General features: G+C 42.7%; 22 protein-coding genes. 13 read left to right on the top strand and 9 right to left on the bottom strand.

The window, feature by feature from the left end:
* The first annotated feature begins 12 nt into the window (after positions 1-12).
* Genes ACSFC1_RS02615 through ACSFC1_RS02595 form a run of 5 tightly spaced genes read left to right on the top strand, consistent with a single transcriptional unit; the run spans position 13 to position 6,002 of the window.
* Entirely contained in the window at positions 13-1,491 is a 1,479-nt protein-coding gene (locus ACSFC1_RS02615; protein WP_435564572.1) for a tagaturonate epimerase family protein, read from the top strand.
* Positions 1,492-1,505: 14 nt separating this feature from the next.
* Positions 1,506-2,330, top strand: a complete 825-nt coding sequence (locus ACSFC1_RS02610; RefSeq protein WP_435564571.1) for an SDR family oxidoreductase — start codon at positions 1,506-1,508, stop codon at positions 2,328-2,330.
* A gap of 15 nt (positions 2,331-2,345) precedes the next feature.
* Entirely contained in the window at positions 2,346-3,623 is a 1,278-nt protein-coding gene (locus tag ACSFC1_RS02605) for a lactate racemase domain-containing protein (RefSeq protein WP_435564570.1), read from the top strand.
* Positions 3,624-3,626: 3 nt separating this feature from the next.
* Positions 3,627-4,949, top strand: coding sequence for a diphosphate--fructose-6-phosphate 1-phosphotransferase (locus ACSFC1_RS02600; RefSeq protein ID WP_435564569.1), 1,323 nt, complete (start codon positions 3,627-3,629; stop codon positions 4,947-4,949).
* Between the two features lie 6 nt (positions 4,950-4,955).
* Positions 4,956-6,002: an HAD family hydrolase gene (locus ACSFC1_RS02595; RefSeq protein ID WP_435564568.1), complete on the top strand. Its 1,047-nt coding sequence runs from the start codon at positions 4,956-4,958 to the stop codon at positions 6,000-6,002.
* Positions 6,003-6,072: 70 nt separating this feature from the next.
* Here ACSFC1_RS02595 and ACSFC1_RS02590 read toward each other — a convergent pair whose 3' ends face one another.
* The 3 genes from ACSFC1_RS02590 to ACSFC1_RS02580 form a co-directional block, all read right to left on the bottom strand.
* Positions 6,073-7,239 (bottom strand): serpin family protein, encoded by a 1,167-nt coding sequence (locus ACSFC1_RS02590; protein ID WP_435564567.1) that lies wholly within the window; start codon positions 7,237-7,239, stop codon positions 6,073-6,075.
* A gap of 343 nt (positions 7,240-7,582) precedes the next feature.
* The gene (locus tag ACSFC1_RS02585; RefSeq protein ID WP_435564566.1) at positions 7,583-8,650 is read right to left on the bottom strand and encodes a hypothetical protein; all 1,068 of its coding nucleotides are present in this window, start codon (positions 8,648-8,650) and stop codon (positions 7,583-7,585) included.
* Between the two features lie 63 nt (positions 8,651-8,713).
* Complete coding sequence (locus tag ACSFC1_RS02580; RefSeq protein ID WP_435564565.1) at positions 8,714-10,087, bottom strand: MATE family efflux transporter; 1,374 nt, start codon at positions 10,085-10,087, stop codon at positions 8,714-8,716.
* 284 nt (positions 10,088-10,371) lie between these two features.
* Between ACSFC1_RS02580 and ACSFC1_RS02575 the strand changes: the two genes are divergently transcribed.
* From ACSFC1_RS02575 to ACSFC1_RS02560, 4 genes are read left to right on the top strand one after another with little or no spacing between them, the layout of a single operon-like run.
* Entirely contained in the window at positions 10,372-11,598 is a 1,227-nt protein-coding gene (locus ACSFC1_RS02575; RefSeq protein ID WP_435564564.1) for an ABC transporter substrate-binding protein, read from the top strand.
* Positions 11,599-11,649: 51 nt separating this feature from the next.
* The gene (locus tag ACSFC1_RS02570; protein ID WP_435564563.1) at positions 11,650-12,522 is read left to right on the top strand and encodes a carbohydrate ABC transporter permease; all 873 of its coding nucleotides are present in this window, start codon (positions 11,650-11,652) and stop codon (positions 12,520-12,522) included.
* On the top strand, positions 12,519-13,349 hold the full coding sequence (locus tag ACSFC1_RS02565) for a carbohydrate ABC transporter permease (RefSeq protein WP_435564562.1): 831 nt from the start codon (positions 12,519-12,521) through the stop codon (positions 13,347-13,349). The genes ACSFC1_RS02570 and ACSFC1_RS02565 overlap by 4 nt, the downstream gene beginning before the upstream one ends.
* Positions 13,350-13,402: 53 nt before the next feature.
* Positions 13,403-14,389: a LacI family DNA-binding transcriptional regulator gene (locus ACSFC1_RS02560; RefSeq protein ID WP_435564561.1), complete on the top strand. Its 987-nt coding sequence runs from the start codon at positions 13,403-13,405 to the stop codon at positions 14,387-14,389.
* On the opposite strand, the gene aglA is transcribed toward ACSFC1_RS02560, so the two are convergent.
* Genes aglA through ACSFC1_RS02530 form a run of 6 tightly spaced genes read right to left on the bottom strand, consistent with a single transcriptional unit; the run spans position 14,386 to position 21,000 of the window.
* The gene (gene aglA / locus ACSFC1_RS02555; protein ID WP_435564560.1) at positions 14,386-15,798 is read right to left on the bottom strand and encodes an alpha-glucosidase AglA; all 1,413 of its coding nucleotides are present in this window, start codon (positions 15,796-15,798) and stop codon (positions 14,386-14,388) included. The two genes, ACSFC1_RS02560 and aglA, sit on opposite strands and share 4 nt — an antisense overlap.
* Positions 15,783-16,778, bottom strand: a complete 996-nt coding sequence (locus tag ACSFC1_RS02550; RefSeq protein WP_435564559.1) for a Gfo/Idh/MocA family protein — start codon at positions 16,776-16,778, stop codon at positions 15,783-15,785. Before ACSFC1_RS02550 ends, aglA begins: the two co-directional genes overlap by 16 nt.
* Positions 16,775-17,986 carry a Gfo/Idh/MocA family protein gene (locus tag ACSFC1_RS02545; RefSeq protein WP_435564558.1) on the bottom strand — a complete coding sequence of 404 codons (1,212 nt, stop codon included), beginning with the start codon at positions 17,984-17,986 and terminating at the stop codon, positions 16,775-16,777. Before ACSFC1_RS02545 ends, ACSFC1_RS02550 begins: the two co-directional genes overlap by 4 nt.
* 11 nt (positions 17,987-17,997) lie before the next feature.
* Positions 17,998-18,810 carry a carbohydrate ABC transporter permease gene (locus ACSFC1_RS02540; protein WP_435564557.1) on the bottom strand — a complete coding sequence of 271 codons (813 nt, stop codon included), beginning with the start codon at positions 18,808-18,810 and terminating at the stop codon, positions 17,998-18,000.
* A gap of 17 nt (positions 18,811-18,827) precedes the next feature.
* The gene (locus ACSFC1_RS02535; protein WP_435564556.1) at positions 18,828-19,682 is read right to left on the bottom strand and encodes a carbohydrate ABC transporter permease; all 855 of its coding nucleotides are present in this window, start codon (positions 19,680-19,682) and stop codon (positions 18,828-18,830) included.
* Positions 19,683-19,734: 52 nt separating this feature from the next.
* A complete protein-coding gene (locus ACSFC1_RS02530; protein ID WP_435564555.1) occupies positions 19,735-21,000 on the bottom strand; it encodes an ABC transporter substrate-binding protein in 1,266 nt (421 codons plus the stop codon).
* Positions 21,001-21,595: 595 nt separating this feature from the next.
* Here ACSFC1_RS02530 and ACSFC1_RS02525 point away from each other — a divergent pair.
* The 4 genes from ACSFC1_RS02525 (at position 21,596) to ACSFC1_RS02510 (ending at position 26,028) form a co-directional block, all read left to right on the top strand.
* Positions 21,596-22,930, top strand: a complete 1,335-nt coding sequence (locus ACSFC1_RS02525) for a glycoside hydrolase family 28 protein (protein WP_435564554.1) — start codon at positions 21,596-21,598, stop codon at positions 22,928-22,930.
* Positions 22,931-23,018: 88 nt separating this feature from the next.
* Positions 23,019-24,284 carry an ABC transporter substrate-binding protein gene (locus tag ACSFC1_RS02520; protein ID WP_435564553.1) on the top strand — a complete coding sequence of 422 codons (1,266 nt, stop codon included), beginning with the start codon at positions 23,019-23,021 and terminating at the stop codon, positions 24,282-24,284.
* Between the two features lie 47 nt (positions 24,285-24,331).
* A complete protein-coding gene (locus tag ACSFC1_RS02515) occupies positions 24,332-25,204 on the top strand; it encodes a carbohydrate ABC transporter permease (protein ID WP_435564552.1) in 873 nt (290 codons plus the stop codon).
* Positions 25,204-26,028 (top strand): carbohydrate ABC transporter permease, encoded by an 825-nt coding sequence (locus ACSFC1_RS02510; RefSeq protein ID WP_435564551.1) that lies wholly within the window; start codon positions 25,204-25,206, stop codon positions 26,026-26,028. Before ACSFC1_RS02515 ends, ACSFC1_RS02510 begins: the two co-directional genes overlap by 1 nt.
* Positions 26,029-26,037 lie beyond the last annotated feature (9 nt).

Raw genomic sequence — 26,037 nt, 5'->3', positions numbered from 1 at the left:
GGGATGATGACTTTGAAAGACCAAACAGATCGTCTTTTGAGGGAATTCGAGAAGCTCACCAACAGAAGGTATCAAAGTTATGTTGAATCAATTAGGCAAATCGATGGTTCTCACATCTTCATCTCAAAGGACGCAGAACAAAAATATCTCACGATCATAGGCAAACCAGGATTGTGCGAAAAGTTCGAGGGCAAGAAGATTGGTAAGATTGAGAATCTCGATGTGATGGTCTGTCCAACGTCTCACAAGAATTGTATGACTTTGAAAACTCTCTTCAACCTCTCACCAAAAAGGTGCAACAGAAAAACCTCTTTTGGCTTTGGCGATAGACTTGGAATAGCAACGGCTGCGCATGCCGCTGTAGCAAAGAAGTACGATATCTTTCCTATATTTGCACAACAATCGGTGAGAGAACTTTCAAGAACACAAAGAACCTTTGCAGATGCACTCGATAGCGCCGTTTTTGGTGTCTTCGAAAGTGGTTATGATGGTGTATTCGGTGCAGACGCCGATCACGTCAAAGAAATAGAGGATTTACTGAAGGCAGCGCATGAAGGTTACAGTATGTACACCTTAGATCCTTCAGATCACGTCAGAGATATAGCCAAGATGAGTTCAAAAGAAACCGAAAAGATATACGAAACTCATCCCAAGAGGAGGGAACTCGAATCCAGATATGTGGGAAAGAAGTACTCCTTTAAAGATGCCAAACTCATCATGGACGAAGAAGAATTTGTCAAAATCTTTGTCACCTACATAGATGTTATCGAACATGTTGTCAAGTGCTATGATGCTCTCAAAGGTGTAAGAAGAGACTTTGATCTTGAAGTCTCAATAGATGAGATTTCAACACCGACAACACCGTTGGCTCACGTATTCATTGTGGAAGAACTGAGAAGGAGAGGTGTAGACTTCCAAACACTCGCGCTGAGATTTGTCGGCCAATGGCAGAAAGGAATAGATTACATCGGCGATCTTTCAAACTTGGAAAACGAGTTGTCTTTACACGCACAGATCGCTAACGCTCTTTCTGGATACAGACTTTCATTGCATTCTGGCAGTGACAAATTCAGCGTTTACCCCATCTTTGCTCGGTACACCGAAGGCAATCTTCATGTGAAAACAGCAGGTACAAGTTATCTTGAAGCAATCAAAACAATCGCCCTGAGAGCTCCTTCTTTGTACAGAAGGATTCACAAGTATGCTCTCACACGCTTTGAAACAGATAGAGCATCATATCATGTGACGACCGATCTGACTAAGGTGCCTGATGTTGAAAAGATCAGCGACACAGACCTTGTGAAACTATTCGAGATGCCCGATGCTCGTCAGTTGATCCACATCACTTACGGTTCTGTCCTCACGGCAAAAGAGTCTGGAAGATACATCTTTAGAGATGAAATCTACAAGGTTCTCTTCGAGAACGAAAAAGATCACTACGAATTTCTGAAAAACCATATGAACAAACATCTGAATTTGCTAAACGCATGAAAGGAGTGTTGAGGATGAACGAGGCTTACAGGCTTTTCAGCTTGGAAGGAAAGGTCGTGGTCATCACAGGTGGAGCAGGGATACTTGGCTCTGCGATAGGAAAGGGTTTGGCAAGATTCGGTGCGAAGATTGCCGTCTGCGATATCAAGAACGCAGAGCTCACAGCCAATGAGATGCAGAAAAATGGTTTTGAAGCAAAGGGTTACTACATGGATGTGCTCAACATCGAGAGTATCAAGAAAAGCTATGAGGAAATCATCAGAGACTTTGGAAAAGTAGACGTTCTGCTCAACGCCGCAGGGGGTAACATGCCTCAAGCAACCACCTCGAACGAACTTAGCTTTTTCGATCTTCCATTCGATGCACTGCAAAAGGTGGTAGCGTTGAACTTGTTCGGTGGTGCGATCTTGCCTTCGCAAGTCTTTGGCAAATTCATGGTAAAGAGAGAAGAAGGTGGATCGATCATAAACATCTCTTCAATGGCAGCCTTCAGGCCCTTGACACGCACAATAGGTTACTCTGCGGCAAAAGCGGCTGTGAGCAACTTCACCCAGTGGCTGGCTGTTCATTTTGCAATGGAGTACAACAAGAAGCTGAGGGTGAATGCCATCGCACCAGGGTTTTTCTTGACACAACAGAACAGATACCTGCTGCTCGACGAACAAGGAAATCTCACCGCACGAGGAAAGGCAATTATCGATCACACACCTATGGGTAGGTTTGGAGATCCAGATGATCTGATCGGCGTTTGTGTGTGGCTTGCATCAGACGCCTCAGCTTTTGTCACGGGTGCTGTAATACCAATAGACGGTGGTTTCAACGCTTATTCAGGAGTATGAAGAGGGTGCAAATGAATGAAGTACATTGAAAATCTTTCCGCAGAACTCACTTTGCAAAAACTGTCTGAGTTTATCGAAGGAGTTTTACCAGATAGAAAGCTTGAGAAGGTACTCTTGATACACCCAGATTACACACGGCAGGATTTCTCAGACAGATTAGTCCCACTGGTCTTCAAAGAACTCAAAAAGAGGGGACTCAAGGTCCTTCATACTTTGAATGCAAGTGGTACACATCGAGCGATGAGTGAAGAAGAGATTAGAAAGAAACTCGGTCTTCTAAATGAAGAATTCGTCTTTTTCAACCACGAATACGCCAACCCAAATGCGCTTACAACCGTTGGTACTCTGAACAAAGAGTTTGTGAGTGAAAAAACGATGGGTGATCTTGAAGAAGCTCTACCAATAACGTTGAACAAGCTCTTCTTCGAGAAGTATGATCTGATAATCGTTTTGAGTGGAACATCACCACATGAATCTACAGGATTCTCTGGTGGTTTGAAGTCAATCGTTCCAGGTATCGCCGGACCAGATGTTGTGGGGCTCTTTCACTGGGCAGCAGTTCTGATAGGCATTCCAAGGATCATAGGCTCTGTTGATAATCCAGCAAGAGAGGTGATCAACCAAGCTTGCAAGATCGCCTTTGAAAAGGTGCGTTCGCAAGTTCTATTCCTGAACATGGTCTATGAAGAAACAGACAACGGAATACTCGCAAAAGGACTTTACACAGGTCTTGATTTTGAAGGTTCACTCGAAGCATACAGACAGGCAGTAAAGGCAAGTCAGAAGATTCACATAATCTACTTGGATAAGCCAGTAAAAACAGCGGTGCAGGTTATCGGGGAAAACTACGATGAAATATGGACAGCAGGGAAAGGCTCGTACAAGCTTCAAAGACCAGGTGTCATCGTACCAGGTGGAGAAATCATCATCTACGCCCCACATATAAAGATTTTTCACTCAAATCCGCAGATGGACAAATCAATGCGCCAGATTGGATATCACTGCAAAGACTACGTCAAAGATTTTCTGAAAACACACCCAAAGTTCGATCTCAACGTCGCAGCACATGTGATAAACGTAAGAGGAGACGGTACCTTTGACCCATCTACTGGCAAAGAGGATTTTTCCTTCACCGTGACCTTAGCAACAGCTATACCAGAAAAGGAATGCAAGGCTGTAAATCTGGCTTACCGTGACCCAAGATCTATAAAGAAAGAAGACTTTGAATCAGAAGATTGCCTCTGGATTGAACACGGTGGAAAGTTTCTCTACGATTTGAAGAGGGAGGCATGATCTATGAAGAATGTTGTCATCGCACAGTCTGGTGGACCGACCTCTGTTATCAACAACAGTCTTCGCGGTGCTATAGAAACATTCCTCAGCAGTGGAAAGATTGGAAAGATATACGGTGCAAGAATGGGAATATTGGGGGTGTTGAACGAAGAACTCGTTGACATAACAGCACAAGACCCAAAGCAGATCAAACTTCTCGAAAGAACACCGTCTGCAGGAGTAATAGGGAGCTGCCGTTACAAGATAAAATCACAAGAAGATCTTGAGAGAATAGTTGAAGTCTTCAAAGCACACAACGTTGGTTATTTTCTCTATTGCGGTGGAGAAGACTCCATGGACACTGCAAACAAGGTGAGTCTGCTCGCTCGTGAAAGAGGACTCGAAGTAATTTGCGTTGGTATTCCAAAGACGATAGACAACGACTTGGGTGGAAAGTTGCAAGAAGATGGGACCTTTGCCATCTGCGATCACGATCCAGGATATGGAAGTGTGGCGAGAAATACGGCGATAAATGTATTAGAAGCAAACGAAGAAAACAAGGCAAGCTACACATCCGACCCTGTTCTCGTGATAGGTGTCATGGGAAGGAAGATGGGATTCATCACCGCATCAGCCAGACTTGCAGATCCAAGAAGAGAGATGCCGCTGTTGATAATACTTCCTGAAGCACTCTCACAAGATGATTACAAATCAAACCTTGAATACATCACAGAAAAGGTTAATGAAGTGCTGAAAGCCCATAAGCGGTGCATCATCGTGATAGGAGAAGGTGTAAACGTTGGAGACCTTGGCATACTCAAAGACAGCTTTGGACATGCTCAGTTCAGTGCTGCGGAAAAGAGTGCAGAACAAGTCTTGGCAAACTATCTCAACGGTCTTGACAGAAAAGACGAAAAAGGTAGGGCGAGAAGCAGATTGGTCGTTTCTGGAATAGCGAGGTATGAAAAACCTGGAACAAGGCAGAGAAGAGAAATTGCTTATGTATCCGAAGTGGACTTGAGGGAAGCCTATGAAGTCGGTGCCTATGCTGCAAAACTCGCTCTGAACGGTGAAACAGGCTACATGGCGACGATTAGAAGAATTCCAGGTGAAAAATATCAAGTTGAGTACTCAAAGATACCGTTAAACGTTGTGGCAAACTCTGCAAGAGAGTTTCCGAAAAAATGGATAAGCGAGAACAAAGTAGATGTCACAGACGATTTTGTAAAGTGGGCAATGCCTTTGATAGGTGGACCACTACCAGAGTTCGCCAACTTCAAAGAGATAATGGCGCCAAAGCTGTGCCGTGATTACATTCCAGCAGGTCTAAGGGAACAAGGAGCGTGAGCATAGATGCCTTATGTGAGACTAAGCCAAAAAGAACTGAAAGAAAAACCCAGAGAACAACTTCTGAATTTTAGAAGAACCAGAAAATTTCTCGTTGCCATCGATACAGATGGATGTGTCACAGACAACATGAACGGAAAACAAATTCTCATCTTCCACCCACATTTCATGGAGTTCTATGGTCTATGGGAGATCGAATCTTACTACAGAGAGATAGCTGAGTACTACAACCTCTTTTCGGAACACAGAGGTTGCAACAGATTCATCGCGATTCAGCTTATCCTCCACGCTTTGTACGAAAGAAAAGATGTGCAAGACCTTGTTAGAGCAAAGAACATAAAACTTCCAGATCTCAGTCTTGTTGAGGACTTCATAGATTATGCTAAGAAGAACAATTTAGGTCTTGGGAACCAATCGCTCGAGAAATTCATAAATGAAGAAAGACCAAAGACCTTTGGTTTGTACAAACTGCTTGGTTGGAGTGAAGCTGTGAATAGAACTTTCCCCCATATTTCGGCGGAGATACCTCCGTTCGATGGTGTAGAAGAAGCCGTTAAATTGATTGCACAGCATGCCGACATCATAGTTGTCTCACAGACACCCTATGACGATCTTGCAGATTACTGGGAGAAATACAATCTTGCTATGTACATCTCTTTAATAGCAGGACAAGAGATGGGAACAAAGGCTCAGCACATAGAGCTTGCCAAAAAGGTTGGAGGCTACAAAGATGATGAAGTTCTCATGATAGGCGATGCGATAGGAGATTTGAAAGCAGTCAAATCGAACAACGGGCTGTTCTACCCGGTTGTACCAGGAGGGGAAGAAAAATCTTGGCAGCAATTCAAAGATGCTTTCAGAAAATTCATCGTGCACGAATATGCAGGGCACTTTGAAGAACAGCTCTTGCAAGAGTTCAACGCAGTGCTTTCACAGAAAGAACCGTGGAATCAACCCGGTTACGATCATCTTGAACACTACAGGAAATATCAAAACCTGAGGATACAGTTGTACAAAAAGTTCAATCCAACAGGAAGGTTGCTCATAGTTTAGCCTTGAAAGAGGAAGACTCATTCATCCATCATGAAAAAAAGACTGCCCTTCAGAGGGCAGTCTTTTCATCTCATGGATTACTCAATCGACCCATGAACAAGATCAGATCATGTAGATTGTCGTAGATGAAGAAAATAAAAGGTCTATCTGCTTTGAAAACAACGGGTATAGTTGGTGCCATCTTAATACCGATTATGACAGCCGTCGCGGCAGCAGCTTCTGTACCTTCTTCATTGACCTCTATGAAAGACTGGTGTATAACGTCTTTGATCTTGAGCAACCTTGTACCGTCCATTCTTGAAAGATCTGCTGCATCTGTAAAGGCATCGACCATCCCCATACCCATGAGCGTATCTTTAAGGTTAAACCTACATTCTGTCTTGAACTTCGGAAGATAGAGGTCAACAGAAGTCTCTTTCATATCACTTTTCCATTTCTCTAAGAGCGTTAATGAGATGTTCTTTTCGATCTCTTTGAGATCTTTGTTCTCCTTTGGAAGTACGATTATCATCGAGATTTGATTTCCAGCATAAGGTAGTTCGAGAACTTGAACTGAGGAATCTTCGGTGTAATTTGCCTTCAAATTCCTGAACATCATATCCACATCTTTGCTCTCATTCTGATTAATGTAGAATTTCTCTTTGCGTGTCAAAGAAGGATCGAATTTCTCTAACCAAGTTCCTTTGAAGTATATGGCGTTCACTAAAACAAGTCTTGTGAGTTCGTCGATGTCGTCTGGCTTGATGATATCTTTGATCTTCTGATTTGTCTTTTCTTCAACCCATGTGTTGATCTTCTCTCTTGCTTCATCTCTCTTGTTTATAAAATCTACGTAGTTGAGTCCTGCTCGATAGTAACTCTGCAGTCGTTCGATGAATTCTTTGAAAAACGGGTAATCAAACTGAGCCCAGATTGAGTTAGCGACCGAGAGTTGATAGTTCTCATTAGGTTGGTTCAAAGAGTCCATCAATTTCGAAAAGCCATCATGCAATGCTTCCTCTTCAAGATCAAAATAAAGAACCTTCCTCATCTGTGCAGCTGTGTTACCGTCTGCACCCATGTAGGTCATCGCGAGAGCTGAACTTATGCTGAATGGAGAAAAGAATATGTTTCCTGACTTCTTAGACAAGACTTTGTACAAATCAATCGCCAGAGAGTTGCTTGAATCTTCGACCGTGCTGAAGCCACTAGTCATCAGAAGACCACTAAGACAGAGAAACAAGAAAATCTTCCTCATCCTCATCGCCCCCTTGAACTCATACATTATATACATTATTATGACTCAAGTTCTTTGAAAATGGTTACGACCGAAGAATTGAACAGACCACCAGGGGGCAGAATCTTGGATATTCCGCCTTAGGGAGTAGACCAATGCCAATCTACACAAGACAGATCTGTCTGGTCAAGCTTGCCCATAATATATAATACGAAAACCAAAAACCATCAAGGTGTTATAAAAACTCTTACCATGATATTTTGGTGAACATTCACGCAAATTATTCAATTTCGATGCACATCTTAGGACTTAGTTGAAACTAACTTTTCATTGCCTCTCTCAAACTATAGACCAGAGGCAGTTCTCACTTGGCAGGTACAAAGACCGTTTTTGCCACCCAACGCTCAACATAATCGTACGGTCTATATCTGTCTGCGTCCAAACCTGCCCATATTTGAAACTTTATCTCAATCTGAGTGATACCGATATTTGATTGCTGTATCGTTATGCTTTCGGGTAAAAGAAAACTCACATTGCCAGCACGATCCAGTACTATCGTTCGGGCGTCTTTAGACTTTGGAGTAGATGTGATTATAAATGCGCTATTGGGATTGAAATTTCCCCATGAGTGTGGAATTGTCGCGGTCTGTCCATTCTGGTAAGTTACAGTTACCCAGTAGACCAAATAATAATCGTAAGGGCTTGAGGTCAGCTCTGAGTTCAAAACTACGGTGATCTTTAGTGGTTGTCCAGATTCAAAAGGTTCTGGCTCAACGATGATATCTGAGATTGACTTTGGCCAGAAGTACTGAGACGTCGTTTGCTGAGGCTGGGTTTGTTCTGTTTTTTCACTGAACTGACACCTCCCAAAGGGAGATGTGACAGGCATCGAGGCAATCCAAGTCCTCTGAGCACCTTTGTGAACACCAGCCGTTGGCTGACCATAAACCGGATCCATGTCAAGATCTGCAATTATCGTGAAATCTCTGCATGCAAGTGGATTAGCCGAACTCCATCCCCAGATTTCCTTAAAACCAGCATCGAGATCAGCCTTGGTGACAAAAAACCCAACTATTTGAAATCCACCGTACTGATAACTACTCGGCAGAGCAGAGGTAGGACCATAATAAAGCAAGACGTTGGTTTCTGTCTCGCTCAGCTTCAAACCAATAAGTCTTAGCGTCATCAACTTCTGCTCGCCTTCTTTAAGATCGAAAGAATAAGCACTCCCTCCGGCAATGGTCCTCATAAAGTTAATCCTTATGCCAACATTCAATGTGTTGTTCTGATAGAAAGTCTGTGGATTGGTCAAAATCTCAATAGAATGTACAGTAAAACCACCAGTGGTTACATGAGTCAATGGTAGCTTTATCTGTGCAAACCCGATGCACAGAAGGCAAAAAACAATCACGAGTGTTGCGAAAAACCTCATTTTGATCGCCCCCTCGGAGAATTTCACCAAGTATTATACAACTCGCCGCAGTGATCTTGTCAATCACTTAACTCTGTGTTCTTTCCATCTACCTTTTGAAAACACAACAAGGGCATAGATCATTTCAGCAACTTCAGCTATTATGAAAGAAAACCAAACGTAAATACTGGGCAACTTGAAAACCACAACAACGACAAGAACATACGGAAGTTGTGTAAACCACCTACCGACAATACTCGAAAACATAGCAGGTAAAGTGTATCCAGATCCAAAGAAACTGCTCATCAAAGATACCGACAATGCGGCAATCAACATCGCCCACGAACCAATTCGTACCGCAGAAACACCTTCTCGTATGACATCTTTTTCATGAACAAAAAGACTCATGACACTCTCTGGGAAAAGATTTGCAAGAACCACAAAAACGAGAACAAAGAGTGAACCATAGATAGCAGCTAACAGAACTGTCTTTTCAGCTCTCTCTGGTTTCTTAGCTCCAAGGTTCTGCCCAACTATTGCGCTGGCACCCATCGAAAAACCCATGAGCGGTATGAAAGCAAGCCCCATTAGCCTACTCACAACACCGATGACAGCCAACGTTGAAGAACCGTAAATACTCAAGACCTTTGTCAAAATGGCACTTGATGCGCTTCGCATCAGCATCTCCACACCACTGGGTAATCCTATGGTCAGCAACTTCAAATCTATTTCTCTGTTGAGTTTAAACAATCCCGCAAGTGTTATTCTTATATTTCCTCTGCCCTTCAAAAGCACAGTAAAACCCCATAGAAACGCAACGATAGTTGAGACAACGGTAGCTACGGCGGCACCACTCACACCCATATTCAAACCTTTGATCTTCAGTAAAGGCACTCTCTCGAACATGAAAATTGGGTCAAGAACAACATTCAAAACAGCGCTTGTACCCATTATTACCATCGGCAGTCTTGATTCGCCAGTCATTCTTTGTGCGGTGTAAGTTGAGTACGTAGCAAAGAATATCGGCATGAAGAAACTTCTCCAGTATCCATAGTCAACCCCAGCTTTAACAACTTCAGGATCCTTGCTGAAAACAGTCATCAAAGGTTTGAGAAATACAATCATTAACGCAGAGGCAATTGCGGCAACAAAGATTTTGAAGACTATCGTTTGCTCAATCACTCTGTTCGTGCGCTCGTAATCCTTTGCTCCGTAATTCTGGGAAATCAACGAAGTAGAACTCATTCCAATGATTTCGTTGAGTACTTCGACGAGCCAGAAGATAGTAGAAAAAACAGTGACACCGGCGATTGCCTTCGCCGAAATCCGTCCTATCCAAAACATATCGACGATGTCGTACAATCCTTGTAAAGCAAAACCGCCCATAGTGGGCAGCGCCATGTAAAAAAGATTTTTAGTTAAACTGCCTTGCGTGAGGTCTCTACTCAACCACTTCACCCTTGCATTTCTGTTTTCTAACCGTAAAATTATAGCACTTTGCCCGAGATTTGCAAAAAACATCTTCTTGTGTACCTTTAGTTATATCACCGAGATTTTACCCGAATCCAAGAGCTTCACAGAGAAAATGGTAGAAAAAAGCATATAAATGTGAGTGGTAATACCATTTGCTTGATTATCAATAGACAAGGCGATTGTTTTCACTTGACAGAAACCACAAGATAATGTAATCTCAAGTTGACCATTCTCGGTAACGTTACCGGGAAGAACAGGGAGGTGCTCTCATGAGGCGGTTTCTCTTCATCTTTCTTGCACTGTTGATAGCGTTAACAACCATGGCGAAAGAAAAGATCATCGTAAACAGCTACATGTCTGATCCAGCACCCAGGAAAGCTTTTGCTGAACTTGTAGAAATCTTCATGCAGAAGTATCCAGACTACGAGATTGTGGTAAACACCTTCGCTCACGAGGATTTCAAAACCCTTCTTAGAACTTGGCTTGCCGCACCAAAGGGTACAGCAGACGTCGTTACATGGTTTGCCGGTGAACGAATGAGGTATTTCGCGCAGATGGGATTGATCGCACCAATTGAAGAAGTCTTTGCCGAAACGAAGTGGGAAGAATACTTCCCAGCCTCTTTCAAGAGTACTTGCTCTTACAACGACAAAATCTACTTTGTGCCGCAGAGTTGGTACTGGTGGGGCGTGTACTACCGAAAGTCCCTTTTCGAAAAACTGGGTTTAAAAGAGCCAAAGACCTGGGCTGAGTTCTTGGATCTTTGCGAGACTTTGAAGAAGAATGGTATCACACCTATTGCGATTGGTACTAAGTTCCCATGGACGGCAGCCGGATGGTTTGACATACTAAATCTCAGAGTCAACGGTTTGGAATATCACATCAAGCTGACTGCGGGGGAAGTACCATACAACGATCCAAAACTGATGAAGGTCTTTGAGTATTGGAAACAGCTCATAGACAGAGGTTACTTCCTTGCAAACAACGCTGCGTACGAGTGGCAGGAAGGTGCAACCTTTCTGTTCCGTGGACAAGCGGCTATGTACTACATGGGACAGTTCATCAAAGATGTTGCTCCTGCGGAAGTCAAAGACGATCTTGACTTTTTCAGATTTCCGATAATAGATCCTTCGGTACCGCTTTACGAAGAAACACCTATCGATGGTTTCATGATACCTGCCAACGCGCCCAATAAAAAGGGAGCTGTTCTATTTCTCAAATTCATAGCCTCCAAAGAAGCTCAAGAAAAGTTTGCCAAAGATCTGGGAAGACTCGCTGCAAATGTTGAAGTAACTCCACCAGATGATCATGCAAAGAAAGGACTTTCTATGATCGTGGCTTCTTCTGGCGTTGCACAATTCTACGACAGAGATACCAATCCAGAGATGGCAGAGGTTGGTATGAACGCGTTCATAGAGTTCATGCAAAATCCGACGAGAATCAGTTCAATACTCGACAGACTCGAGCAAGAAAGAAAGAGGATCTATTCTAAGTGATTCATTCCTGTGGGCATTTGCCCACAGGATTCATCCTTTGGGGGAAAACAAATGACTCGAAGTAAACTCACACCTTATCTATTCTTAGCAGTACCACTTTGCATGTATTCGATTTGGGTCATCTTTCCCATACTTCAAACCTTTGTTGTCAGTTTCATGAAATGGGATGGAATGACCAAAATGAGGTTCGTGGGCTTGGAGAATTTCAAAAGATTGATCACAGACAACTACTTTGGTCTATCTCTCATGAATAACATCAAATGGATGATAGGTTTTGTCGTACTCTCTATACCCATTGGATTGGCACTTGCCATGCTGATGGATCAAAAGTTTCCTGGTCACAAGATCTACAAGTCATTGGTCTATCTGCCGATGGCTCTGTCTTTTGTCGTGATTGGTCAGATCTGGTCATGGGTACTCGAACCAACAGGTGGCGTTGTTAACACATTCTTCAGATCTATAGGTTTAGAACAATTCGCAAAACCTTGGTTGAGCGATCCGAAGATAGTAACATATTCATTAATAGCGGCAGCTCTCTGGAGGCAGATCCCGTATGCAATGGTTTTATTTCTTGCCGGTTTGAAGAATGTCTCAAAGGAATTAGTCGAGGCAGCAACAGTCGATGGTGCAACCACAATTCAAAGATTTTGGTACGTCATCTTACCAGCACTCAGACCTGCTGTAGTAATAGCCACAACTGTGAACATCATAGATTCACTCAGAGCCTTTGACATAGTCTTTGTCATGACTCGTGGTGGTCCATTCTACTCTTCAAGTGTCATGGCAAATTACATGTACGTTCAAGCATTCCACAACTACCGAATGGGATACGGAGCTTCGATAGCAGTAGTGCAATTTGCTATAACCCTTGGTTTCATAATAAGTTATCTGCTGAACGTCCTCAAGAAGGAGGAAAAAGAGTGAAGAGAGTCTCGGCGATGATTGTTTTCTATACGCTCTGTACTCTGGTAGTTATCGTGTGGATGATTCCGCTGATGGTGGCATTTTTTACAGCTTTTAAGACAATGGATGAGATATTCATGCTCAGAAATTTCTGGTCTGCCCCAACAAAGTGGTCAGCAGAGAATTTTAAGACGGCATGGATCGAAGGAAGGATGCAGAGATACTTTGTCAATACCTTCATCGTAACCGTTTCGTCTGTGGCAGCGACTCTTTTTCTGTCAAGTTTGAGTGCCTTCGCACTTGCTTGGTACAATTTCAGAATGCGGAATTTGATCTTGATAATCTTCGTTGCGGGTATGCTCATACCTTTTCAGATGCTCTTAATACCAGTCTACAGATTCTCAGTTGTAACTGGTTTGTACGATTCACTCTTGGGAGTAATACTCTTTCACATTTCCTTTCAAATAGGTTTCTGCACTTTCTTTCTTCGCAATTTCATGGTAACTGTGCCCAAAAGTTTATTCGAAGCTGCAAAGATCGACGGTGCTAATGCCTTCACTATCTATTCTCGTGTCATAATGCCGTTGGTAAAACCTGCGATAGCTGCACTATTCATCTTAGAGTTCACCTGGATTTGGAATGATTACCTTTGGTCTCTGATACTGCTTCAAAGCGATGCGAAAAAAACTGTGACTATAGGGCTTACAGCCCTTCAGGGTCAATGGATCTCAAGCTGGAATATCATTGCCGCAGGTGCCCTTTTGGCAGCAGTTGTACCCGTTACGGTATTTCTGATCTTCCAGAGATACTTCATCGAAGGCTTGACCATCGGCAGTGTCAAAGGATAGAATATCTTCTAACAAAGATCTGAGCATTCTCACACATAAGGAGGCTTCTATCTTTGAAAAAATTCATTACTATCAAAGACATAGCACTCAGAGCAGGTGTCTCGATAAACACCGTCTCAAGGGCATTGAACAACAAACCAGATATAAGTCCCCAGACCAAGCAAAAAGTATTGCAGGCAGCAAAAGAACTTGGATACATAAGAGACTTGAATGCACTTTCACTCAAAAACAAGACTACAAGAACCATCGGTGTTGTTTTTGAAGATAGTTCAAACCCTTTTTACGCAGAGGTATTTAAAGGCATAGAGTACGGTGCGAGAAAATATGACTATCAAATAATACTCATGAACACAGAGCGCGATTACATCAACGAAATAGAAGCCATAAAGACACTGATAGAAAAGAGGGTAGACGGAATCATAATCTCTCCCACGCAATTTGACAATGAAGATATCGAGTATCTGACGACTCTGAATTATCCTTTTGTTATCCTCGGTGTTCATTTCGATAACTCTCAGCTCGATGAGGTCTACTCAGACGACTTCAAAGGTGGCTACATCGCTACAAAGTACCTGCTGCAGAAAGGTAGACGCAAGATTCTGATGCTCAACGGTTATATGTACAAATCAGTTGCAAGAATGCGTTATCTTGGTTATGTTAAGGCGTTACAAGAACACGGTCTGCCACCTTATCATATGGTAGAGATAGAAGAAGGCTACGAATCTGCCTTCAACAAAGTCGTTGAGTTGAAAGATCTTGATTTTGATGCAATCTTTTGCTTCAACGATGTCTTTGCAATTGCTGCCCTGAAGGCTTTAAGAACTCTCAAGAAAAATGTTCCAGAAGACCTGTCAATCGTCGGATATGACGATATATCTTATGCATCCTTTGTTCACCCGGCTCTCACTACTGTGAGGATCGACAAGTTTAAAGAAGGCAGTATCGCCTTTGAACTACTCTATGAAAAACTGAGTCAGATGAGAAACAATCCAAAACAGGTGGTCTTAGACGTCGAACTTGTGCCCAGAGAAAGCGCCTAAGACTTCAAATAATGGTACCTCATCTCTCGATTGAATGGTAATTCTAAGATTGCCATCAACACATCTTTCACTTGTTTGTATGATCTTGTCCTTGGATCTCTCAGAAGGATTTCCTCTAAGATACTAATGTCACCTGTCTTGAAAGCCTCAAGAGCCCATTTCATTTTCAGTATTCTTGGCATCAGGTACATTTCCTTGATCCTCAAAGTCAGATCTGGTTCTATTTTCTCGGGATGAATGCCGTCTTTGTCGACAGTTACTGGTATTTCTACGACAACATCGTCAGGTATTCCTTTGATCGCTCCTCTGTTTTCTATATTCAGCACCAATCGTGCCTTCTTGTTGTTGACTATCGCATTTATGAAGGGAATGTGTTGTTCCTTACTCTCGGTGTTCTTTGTGAAGACAGACGGCATGATTTGCGTAAGAGTTATTGAAGGATCTTGCCGTAACTGCTGAGCAACTTTGATCAGATTTTTTCTTGTCTGTCTCAACTGTTCGTAGAACTTTGGTCTCTCTATTTCGTTGTCTATGCCTCCGAATCTTCCATACCATCTCTTCTTCGTTTCAAGATTGTAGTGATATTTCCACGTACCACATCTGACGGTGTCACCTACAGGCAACATGCCGTAAAATCTGTACATATCTATCGCCGCTGGGGAAAGATCCACATCCCACGGATCTTTCGGTTGCCATTTTTGTGATTCTTCTCTAATCCATCTCTCAAGTATCTCATAACCATTTTGATCATCAGATTCGAATCTATTCAGCCATATTGCGTGGTTTACTCCAGCCACCTGCCATTGTATTCGATCGGGATTCAAACCTATTTTGCTTGCCAGATCGAAGATGTGAGCATAACCATGACACAATCCCACAACCTTTACTTTGGTAAGATCCTTTATCATTTGTGTGATTTCAAAAACTGGGTTTGATGTCTGCAGAAGCCATGCATTCGGGCAAATACTTTCAATAGCTCTTGCTATCTCAAGGTTCATCTTCAAATGGTTGTAATTGGTCAGAGTGTAATAATCCGAAACCATGTTGAACTCTTGGCTATCGATACCTCTGTAGTAACCGTGTCTCTCGCCGATCTCTCTTGTGATCTCATACTGCACATAACCATCCTCGTGTCCTTGAGATCTCGCAAGTGCCGTGTTAATAACAAAATCAGTTTTTTCCAACGCCTTACTTAAATCGGTCGTACTTTCGATCTGAAAGTTTCTCCCCAGTTCTGTTGTGTACTTTTCAATCAGCAAATGCGTTGCCTCGAGCCTTTCTTTATCTATGTCCATGAGAGATATCACAACATCCTTCAATTCTTCTGCATTTACAAGATCACTGATCAGCTTTATCGTGTATCTGACGCTCCCAGCACCTATAAGAGCTATCTTCACAGTACCTGACATATTTCTACTACCCTCCCAGTGTCTGCAGATTCTCTCGCCTTTAGAGCAATCTCAGTTGCGAGTATACTGTCTCTCGGTGTTACCATACAAGAGCCTGTACCTTTTATCTGAGAAAGGAACTCGGAGAATATCTGCTTTTCAGCAACCAGAGGTACCTCTCTTTCACCTTTGTCGTCAAGAACTATCACCTTGCCCCTGGTAACTTCGAGAATTCCCTTTGTCCCAACAACTCTCACTCTATCATCGTCGTGAGTGAGTGCCTGCTCTGGTCTCAGATAATCAATACTCACGCAAGCAAAAATCTCCTGATCAAGTACGAAGTGACAAAGAGCAGTCATTTCAAGATCTCCGTGATCTTTGTTGTCAATCTTTGAATGAGTTGCATAGACAGTCAAGAATTTCGTACCTGTAAACCAATTTATCCAATCTATAGCATGTATTCCAACCCAAGGAATGGTTCCACCGTAAGTAGATCTCTTTGTATAAAAACTGTGCCTCTTGCCCAGTTTGTAGGACTTCTGTGTGTTTAGGAGTCTTATCTTACCAATTTCACCCGAGTCTATCAGAACTTTTGCGGTTAGAAAATGAGCTTTGTACCTCAAACCAAACATTGCAGTGAAAAAAACGTCCTTCTGAACACTCTCGTACAGACTCTTTATCTGATTTAGATCCTCAAAGGAAATCGCTATTGGTTTTTCAACGAAGGAGTGAATCTTTCTTTGAAGCATTTCGATCAGAATCTTGGAGTTCACACCAAAGAAACTGTTTATGGCCACAGCATCTGGCTTTTCAATATCGATCATCTTTTCGTACTGCTCGTACTCCCTAACGTGCAAATCTAACTCTTTCAAAGCCTTCCTCAACGGTGTCATCTCTTCACCAGCAGACCCTGGTGCAATTGCAACAATTCTTGTGTCTTTGTGAAGACCTCTCAGAACGTACTGGTAATGTCCAGATGAACCTATTATGCAGATCCTCATCTGCCTTCATCCTCTGTACCTTGAAAATCATCAAGGTGAATGACCTTACCTTCTTGTGCCCATGGAAGACCAAGCTCCGAGAAAAGCTTGTTACTCTCAAAGGCTTCTTCTATAAGAGTATCTATCCCTTCGACGTAAACAAGTTCTTGCTCCGTCTTGATTATTTTTTCTGGAAAGTTGATTATCTTTGAAGATCTGTGCGCAGCATTTATAACCAGTGTGTGTGAAAGTGCAGATTCCAAAGAACAAATCACTACCTCTTTGCCTTTTGCAGTTTCTATTGCATGCCAGAGTTTTCCCATACTACCATGATCAACAGCACCATAGTTGTGAGTTTTGCCATCTTTGTAAAAGGCAACCAGCTTGTTGTCACTGACATTTGGGCTGCCGAAGACAATCTTTGCTTTCTCGAATTCGTAGACGAAGTATGGACCATTCCTCTGCTTACAAGCGTGTGTTGCGTAGAAAAGAATCTCCACATCTTTTACCAATATTCTCATACAACAGGTGTCGAAACTCTCTATCTTGTTTGCTCTGTACAGTTCAGCCTGCACTGTTTGTGGAGATGCTGCCTGCGATAGATGATTTCCAAGTACAAAGAGCATACCATGCAGGAAATGAGCAGTGGCGTTGTTCGCAACACTGTCTAATACCCATCTATCATTCACTTTAAGCCGCCCAGCCCACGATGATCTTGTATAATAAGTACTATCCCTTGGCCAGAGTACCATAGTTTTGAGCCGCACAGGCTTTCCAAACTTGCCATTTGATATATCTTCTTTCAATCTTAAAAACGTGGGATCATAAGCCCACTGGAAACCTATCATCACATGTCTTTTGAATCGATCTCTGTACTCAATCATTCTCTCAACTTCACTGACAGTAGCTGCCGCTGGTTTTTCGCACAAAACATTGCTACCCTGTTCCAACGACAAGCAGGTCTGTTCACAGTGAAAATGAATAGGAGATGATATTACAACCAGATCGGCTCTATGATGTGTATAAAAGTCATTCAAATCTTCAAAGACTGGGATTTTCATATTGATTAGGGTCTCGTGAAATTTGCTCCTGTTGGGCTGAGGATCGACTGCCCCTACTATCTGAGCTCCATGATCTATTCCTTCCTTCAGCAAGTATTCAACATACTTCGCCCCGTACCCACCTATGCCAACCAGAAGAACTGAGACGTACTTGCTCACCACGTTCATCCCTTCGAACCTCAGTATTTCAATCCACCAGCCATGATGCCCCTCATGAAGAATCGCTGGAAGAGTAGAAAGATAACCAGTGTAGGAATTATTGTAAGAGTGGAAAAGGCAAGTATTGTATTCCATGAAACGCCACCATATTCGCCTTGAATTACCGCTAATGCAAGCTGCAGTGTGTAAAGACTTCTCCTGTTGACAACGAGTAACGGCAGCACAAAATCATTCCATCGCCAGGTGAAGGAAAATATGGCAAGTGCAGCGACCAAAGGTTGCGAAAGCGGCATGACGATCTTCCAGAAGATCTGCCATTCGTTAGCTCCATCGATTTTTGCACTCTCAAGCATTTCGTCTGGGATATCCTTCATGTACTGTATTGCTGTGAACATGCCTGTTGGTGTATAAACGGCTGGCAGAATAAGACCCCAGAGATTGTTGATCAATCCAAGTCTCCTTATTATGACAAACAAAGGTACCATTATCACTTGGGCGCTGATGAACAAAGTCATCACTACCAATCTGTTGAGAGCGAATCTGCCAAGAAATGTTCCCTTTGCCAGACCATACCCTGCCATTACACACACCATTGTGGTGATTAATGTAGCAACCAACGATACGAAAAGTGTGTTTCGAAGATATGTTAAGAGCTCCTGATTTTTGATTGCCTCTTGATAACCTTGGAGTGTGGGAGACTTTGGAAAGACAGTGGGGGGATAACTGTACACCTCTTGCAAACTTTTGAAAGAAGAGGCTATCGAATAATAGACAGGCAACATGTAAAAAACAAGTGCTGTGATGAGAAAAATCCATTTTATGACTTTCGCCATTGAATAACCTCCTCAGATCACTTGGCTTCGCGTACCCTCAGAGTAAAGATTGCAATCACGAAAGATATGAGCAAGAACACCGTCGACATTGAATAGGCGTACCCAATCCTAAATTGTGTAAAAGCACTGTTGTATATGTACAACGGAGTCACCATAGTTGAATATCCCGGTCCACCACCGGTCAGCACATAGATACCCGCAAAATCTCTGAATACGTGCGCTATGGCAGTTGTCAGAACAAGCAAATTCGTGTTTTTCAGAAGCGGAAATGTTACATACCAAAAGATCTGCCATCTATTTGCTCCATCGATTTTTGCCGCTTCGTGATACTCTTCAGATACATTTTGAAGACCAGTGATGAACATCATCATCAGAAGCCCTGTCATTGCCCAGGTTCTGAGAATAGCTACTGCGAACAAAGCCGGCAAAGGTTTCAACAACCAGCCCACAGGGCTCATTCCCACAGATTTGAGAATGTGGTTGAACAACCCAAGATCGTAAGACAAAAGCCATTTCCACATAGTGGTTCCTGCCACGGCAGGCATCATGTAAGGCCAGTAGAAGAATGCTCTGAGAGTCTTTGAAGATTTTGTCTCTTTATAAAGAGCAACGGCGAGAGCCATTGGGATGAAGAAAGTCATCGGAACCGTTAGAATGAGCAACTTTATCGAAACCCATATGGAATTCCAGAACCATTTATCGGTCATCATCAATTTGAAGTTGTTCCAACCCACAAATTTTGGAGGTGTCAGCAAGTTCCAGTTGTAAAAACTCATCGTAAAGATACTGACGATAGGGATCAAAATGAAGATCAAGAGGAAAACAAGTGCTGGCAGAACAAAGATGAATCTACTTTTTACAAGATTCTTCAAAGTTCTCCTCCTCCATTAAATAACAAAGGGGACTGTCAGCCAGCCCCCTTGGTCATTTCTTGCTACCGAGCTCCGAAAGCAGCCTGTCGTACTCTTTTCTGAGGTTCTTTATCATCTCATCAACGCTGATCTGACCGGCAATGGCTGCGGAAGCTTGGTTTTGAATCGCTGTTTGCATGTTAGAGTAAAGCGTGGAATTTCTGATCGTTACAACCCATTCTGGTGTGACTTCTGCGAGCCTTCCACAAACGGCTTGAACCAAATCCATTATTGCATTATCATACTTAACCATATGTTCTTTGTAGGCTGACATGTGATAAGTCTTCTGCAGGTAGATGTCATAACCGAGTCCTTTCCATCCGAGCCAGAGTGCAAACTTCGCTGCGGCTTCTTCTCTGTCCTTCTTGCCTGTCTTGAATGCACCGAAGAATCTTCCGCCCTCTAAGCTTAACCACTCTGCATCCTTGGGCAAGTAGGCAGGAGCAAAATTCTTTCCAGCTTTGAGAAGATCCAGCGTGCTCCAACTTCCAGCCCAGAGTACCGCAGTCAACCCTCCGGTGAAAGCCATGTTTGGATCTTGGTTGGATATCCACTCTGCTGGCACCATGAGATTTTGTTTGAAGAGATCAACAAATTCTGCAAGCATCTGCTTTGCCTTCGGATCTTTGTCGAGTGTGAAGTCCAGATTCTCGTCAAGGATCTTTACTCCTCTGATGCCAAGATAATTGAACAATCTCTCGGCGGTGCGTTGCATCGACATGGCGTATGGAATATTGTTGGCTTGCTTAACCTTCTTGAGAACATCAATGAACTCAGCCCAAGTCCATGGATCAGCTCTACCTCCAAACGGTGGATAAGCAATGCCAGCTTTCTTAAAATAGTCAACATTCACCCACAGACACTGCATCGTGAAATGCAACGGAACGTATCTGACTGCGTCTCCCTCAGTAACACGTACTCTTACGACATCATACATGGCATTCTTGAACTGCTCAGGAGTCGTTCCAAGATATTTCTGCACATACTGAGTAAGATCAATCATGTACTGCATATAGCCAGGGGCGTACGGGTAGGTTATCGTCACAAGATCGGGAAGGTCGCCACTCATAATACCAAGTCTGACCTTTTGTTCATATTGAGCATACGGTACGTCAACAAGTTCAAAATCAACATCAGGATTCAGTTTCTTATACTCAGTTATGGCGGCCTGAATACCTTCCCTTTCCGTTCCGCCACCGCACCAGACAACAAGTTTGATAGCCCCCATACTTGAAGCAGCAAGAAGTGCAATCAAGAATGTAACAAACCAACGCTTCATAGAAACACCTCCCTCATGAAATGGTGAACTAAAAAAATTTTATCAAATTTCACCATAGATTTCAACCAAGGTTGTGAATCTTTACACCCACACAAAAAAACGAAATAAGTATCATCCAGAAAGACAATTAGCCTTAAAGACAAGTTGAAAAAACTACATGATCATCTGAATGAGTATTTCGCTATGACATAAAACTTTTTGCCACTTCAGAAGAATCACTGAGTTTTCTCTTTGTAGTTCTTTCAACAACAAAGATCTACAAACAGACGCGTTGTCCTTTCATAGACTGCATGAAGTGATCGAAATTCTGCACACAATCACTGTATCTTGATATAATTCGAAGATCTTAGTCATCTGCAAATATTCCAAGCAAGCTCCTTTTCTCTGCAGGTGTGGACTCAAGTTCATCAAACTGTACAGCATTTTCATCGTTTGAACTTGAAGCTGTGTGGTACAGTTTATCAGTGTTCAAGTCCAACCATTCGTGACCACTCTATAAGGAAATGCAATTTGTAGCTTCATTGTAAAATCACAACTGTAAATTGGTTTTTCAGTCAGATGATCAGCGTTAATTTGCTGTTAGGAGGTGAACTTCATGGATCTTGAAAGAATGATTCTGCAGGGAGTATCTCGACCTACGATACCAAAAAGAGAGTTTCTTCTCACAGAGTTTGGCGCTATTGCAGACGGCAAAAGTGATTGCACCGACGTCTTCAAAAGATTAATCAAGGTTGTATCGGACCTTGGTGGAGGAAGAATTGTGATACCAGCTGGAGAATATCTTACAGGTCCAATACATATCAAAAGCAACATTGAACTTCACCTACAAAGTGGTGCAATAATAAGGTTCATTCAAGATCCAGATAGATATCTGCCAGTGGTTCTGACAAGATTTGAGGGCATGGAGCTGTACAACTACTCACCCATGATATATGCAAATGATCAAGAAAACATAGCGATAACTGGTGAAGGCACACTCGATGGGCAATCTGACAACAATCATTGGTGGTTTTACAAGGGAAAAGTGGAATTTGGTTGGCGTGAGGGTCTGCCCGAACAGTCAGCCGACGTGAAGTTGTTGCATCGTATGGCAAGAGAACAAATCCCAGTGAAAGACAGAATCTTTGGACCGGGGCATTACTTAAGACCAAGCTTCATACAATTTTACAACTGCAGGAATGTAATGATAGAAGGAATCACAGTAGTACGCTCACCAATGTGGTGCATACATCCAGTGATGTGCAAGAATGTGATTGTCAGAAACGTCACGATTCAAAGCCGAGGACCCAACAACGATGGAATTAATCCAGAATCGTGCAGTTACGTGTTGATAGAAAACTGCCGCTTCGATACTGGTGACGATTCAATAGCTATAAAATCTGGAAAAAACGAAGATGGTAGAAGGATAAACATACCCTCTGAGTACATTCTCATAAGACACAACCTTGTACAAAGCAAGGACAGCCATGGTGGTATCGTAATAGGTAGCGAGATGTCCGGTGGTGTTAGAAATGTTCTGGCTTATGGGAATCTTCTCATCAACCCTGAAAGAGCCTTGAGAATCAAAACCAACACAACAAGAGGGGGAATAATAGAGAACATATTCTTCATCGACAACGTAGCTGTGAATCTCTCACAAGAAGCAGTGATCATAGATTCACTGTATGACAACGAAGTTGGTGATCATCCACCGATCATAAGAAAGATCAACGTGAAGCACTTCAAGTGTGTCAACGCGGAATGTGGCATTGTGGTAAGAGCAGCAAAGGAATGTAGGGTAGAATCCATCACATTGGAAGATTCACACTTTTTGTCGGTGAAAACTGCGTTGTGCCTTGAAAATGTCGAGCAAATGATCATTCATCAAAGTACTTTCAACAATTTCTCCATCAATCATCTTGTTGTCTCTGGTAATCTCAGTTCTCTGTGAATCTTTCAAGATTAAGACTTTCGGTACAAATTTGACACAGTCACGGTATCGTGGTATGATCATAGTACCAAACTCGGGAGGTGAAACCATGAGGCGGCTTTCTGTTGTACTTTTCTCAATCTTAGTGGGTGCAACGATCTTTGGGGCAATCACTCTTACGATGGTCGAGACAATCACAAGTCCTGCTCGCACCGAACTGCTCAGGCAATTGCTCGATGAATTCGAAGCCACACACCCTGGCATCAAGGTGGAACTGATCTCTCCACCGTACGAAAGTTCTGATCAAAAGCTTATCATGATGCTTAACACGAAGCAGAAGGTTGATGTCTTTGAAGTGCGAGACAACTTTCTTGCAATCCATGTGAACAACAAAAACTTGCTCGATCTCAATGAGTTCGTCAAGCAGTGGGATGGTTGGAACGATCTTCTCGATCTTACCAAAACTGCAGCAACAAAAGTTGAAGGCAAGACTTATTACATTCCTTACGGATTCTTCATCAAGGCTTTGTTCTACAGAAAGGACATTCTTGAGAAGAACAACATACCTGTACCACAAACGATGCAAGAGTTGTACGAGTACGCAAAGAAACTCACCAATCCAGCCGAAGGAAAGTACGGTTTTGCTTTCCGTGGTGGCGCGAGTGAACATTCTTTCTCTGAGATCGTCATAATGTCCTATGTTCCAAACATCGATCCAAGGGCCGACAGAGGTTATCTTACAACAGACGGTGTGCCATACCATGACACACCCGGTGCAGTAGAAGGATTGAAGATGTGGATAAAACTTTACAATGACTGCTCACCGAAAGATTCTTTGAACTGGGGTTGGGCAGAACAGGTCAACGGATTTGTCTCTGGCATGACACCTTTCTTGATTCAAGACCCAGACACAGTTCCAATAGTTGAAAGAAGACTTGGTGATCCAAATCTTTACGGTGTTGCACCTATGCCAGTCGGTCCCCACGGAAAGGTCTATTTGGACTACGGAAACGCAGGTTGGGGTATAGCCTCTTACTCAAAGTATAAGAACGAGGCTTGGGAATTGATCAAATTCCTCTCTTCACCTGAAGTGAATGCAAGATTCTCTCAACTCAACGGTACAATCCCAAATTGCAAATCTGCTTTCGCAGATCCTTACTACTCGACTGGTCCTTACAAAGCATGGTATGAAGAGCTCACCAATCCAGATAAGTACGTTTTCTACGAAAGACCCGTACACATGTCTGGCTTCCCAGCGTATGCTGAAAAACACAAGAACGATATACAGAACATAATCCTTGGCAAGAAAGATTTGAATCAAGCGGTGAAAGAATGGGCTGACTTTTGGAAAAAGGAATATAACATAACCAAATGAGCCATGCAGGGGCGTTAGCCCCTGCTTTTTGAGGAGAGAAGAATCTCATGGTTAAAGATAGAAAATTCATTTTCTTCATGATTTTGCCAAGCTTTTTGTTCATCTCACTTGTCATCTTCTTGCCGGCAGTTAGATCGGTTTTTATGGCATTTCAAGATTACAACATGTATTTCTTGACTAAGAAGTTCATTGGCTTTAAGAACTTCTCTGATGCCTTCAGTGATTCGGTGTTCATTCAGGCTTTGAAGAACACTTTGATTTGGGTTCTGTTGTCCTTGACCTTACAGTTCACCCTCGGTTTCTCATTGGCGCTGCTGCTGAGAAAACCATTCAGGGGCAGAGGTATATACACAGCACTGGTTTTCTATCCATGGGCTGTTTCTGGTTTCGTAATAGGTCTACAATGGCGGTGGATGTTTCATGGTTCTGCCGGCGTGATAAATGACCTTCTTCTTAAAGCTGGATTGATAAAAGAAAGAATTGCCTTTCTTTCAGATCCAAATTATGCACTTTATTCTGCCATTGTTGCCAATATATGGTATGGAGTGCCATTTTTTGCCATCATGTTACTCGCTGCACTTCAATCTGTCCCACAGGAACTCTACGAAGCTGCGAAGATCGATGGGGCAAACGCCTTCAAGCAGTTTGCCAATATAACGATCCCATATGTAAAACCGGTGATAATAAACACAACATTGATTAGATTCATATGGATTGTGAACTTTCCCGACATAATCTTTTCGATGACAAACGGTGGACCTGCTGGCAGTTCTCATATTCTTTCAACGCTCTTGATCAGTAAAGTCTATAACGAGTATAACTACGGAGTTGCCTCTGCAATAGGTGTCATCATAATGCTCATATTAGTAACATACGCATACATCTATCTGAAGGTCAACCGCAGCGAAGGTGGTTTTTGATGAAGAAATTACTCACTACGCTTAGATTTTTGGCTCTGAGTCTTTTTTTGATCTGTGCACTCTTTCCACTCTATTGGACCTTAGTAACTTCTCTCAAGGGACCAACGGAGATGTACACCTATCCCATTACTTATTGGCCTAAACACGTGACCTTTGAAAACTACAGGTATCTTTTGAAGTCTTTGAATTTCACTAAGTACACAATGAACAGTGTATTTGTCTCTTTGCTGTCTGCCCTTTTAGCCCTCATAGTCGCATCATTCAGTGGATATGTACTCGCCAGGAAAAGATTTTCTGGCAACAGGCTGTTCTTTTTTCTTCTGTTCATAACACAGATTATCCCAGGATTTATGCTGATGTCTTCGATATATGTAATGTTTGGTCCTCTTGGACTTGTTGACAAATTGCTTGTTTTGGTATTCCTTTACACCGGAATAATGGTGCCGTTTTCATCGATTATGATGAAAGGTTTTTTTGAGAGGATACCAGAGAGTATAGAAGAAGCAGCTTTGATAGACGGTTGTAGGAAATTACAGATGCTCTTCAAGGTCGTTTTTCCTGTCACAGCACCTGGACTCGCTGCAACCTTCTGCTTCGCTTTCGTCAATTGCTGGAACGAGTTGTTCTTGGCGATCATGCTGTTGAACAGCGAGTCGAGAAAGACCATTCCCGTTGGACTCAATTCCTTTGTTGGAAAGGCTGATATAGATTGGGGTGCCATGGCTGCAGGTGTCTTGATCGCTCTGCTGCCAGCCATGTTGATCTTCGCCTTTGCTCAGAAGTACATAGTTCAAGGATTGACGCAAGGTGCTGTCAAAGAATGAGAGGAGGAA

It is taken from the genome of Pseudothermotoga sp. U03pept (genome assembly GCF_051235805.1).
Classification (GTDB): Bacteria; Thermotogota; Thermotogae; order Thermotogales; family DSM-5069; genus Pseudothermotoga_B.
This window is presented reverse-complemented; position numbering and strand designations above follow the sequence as displayed.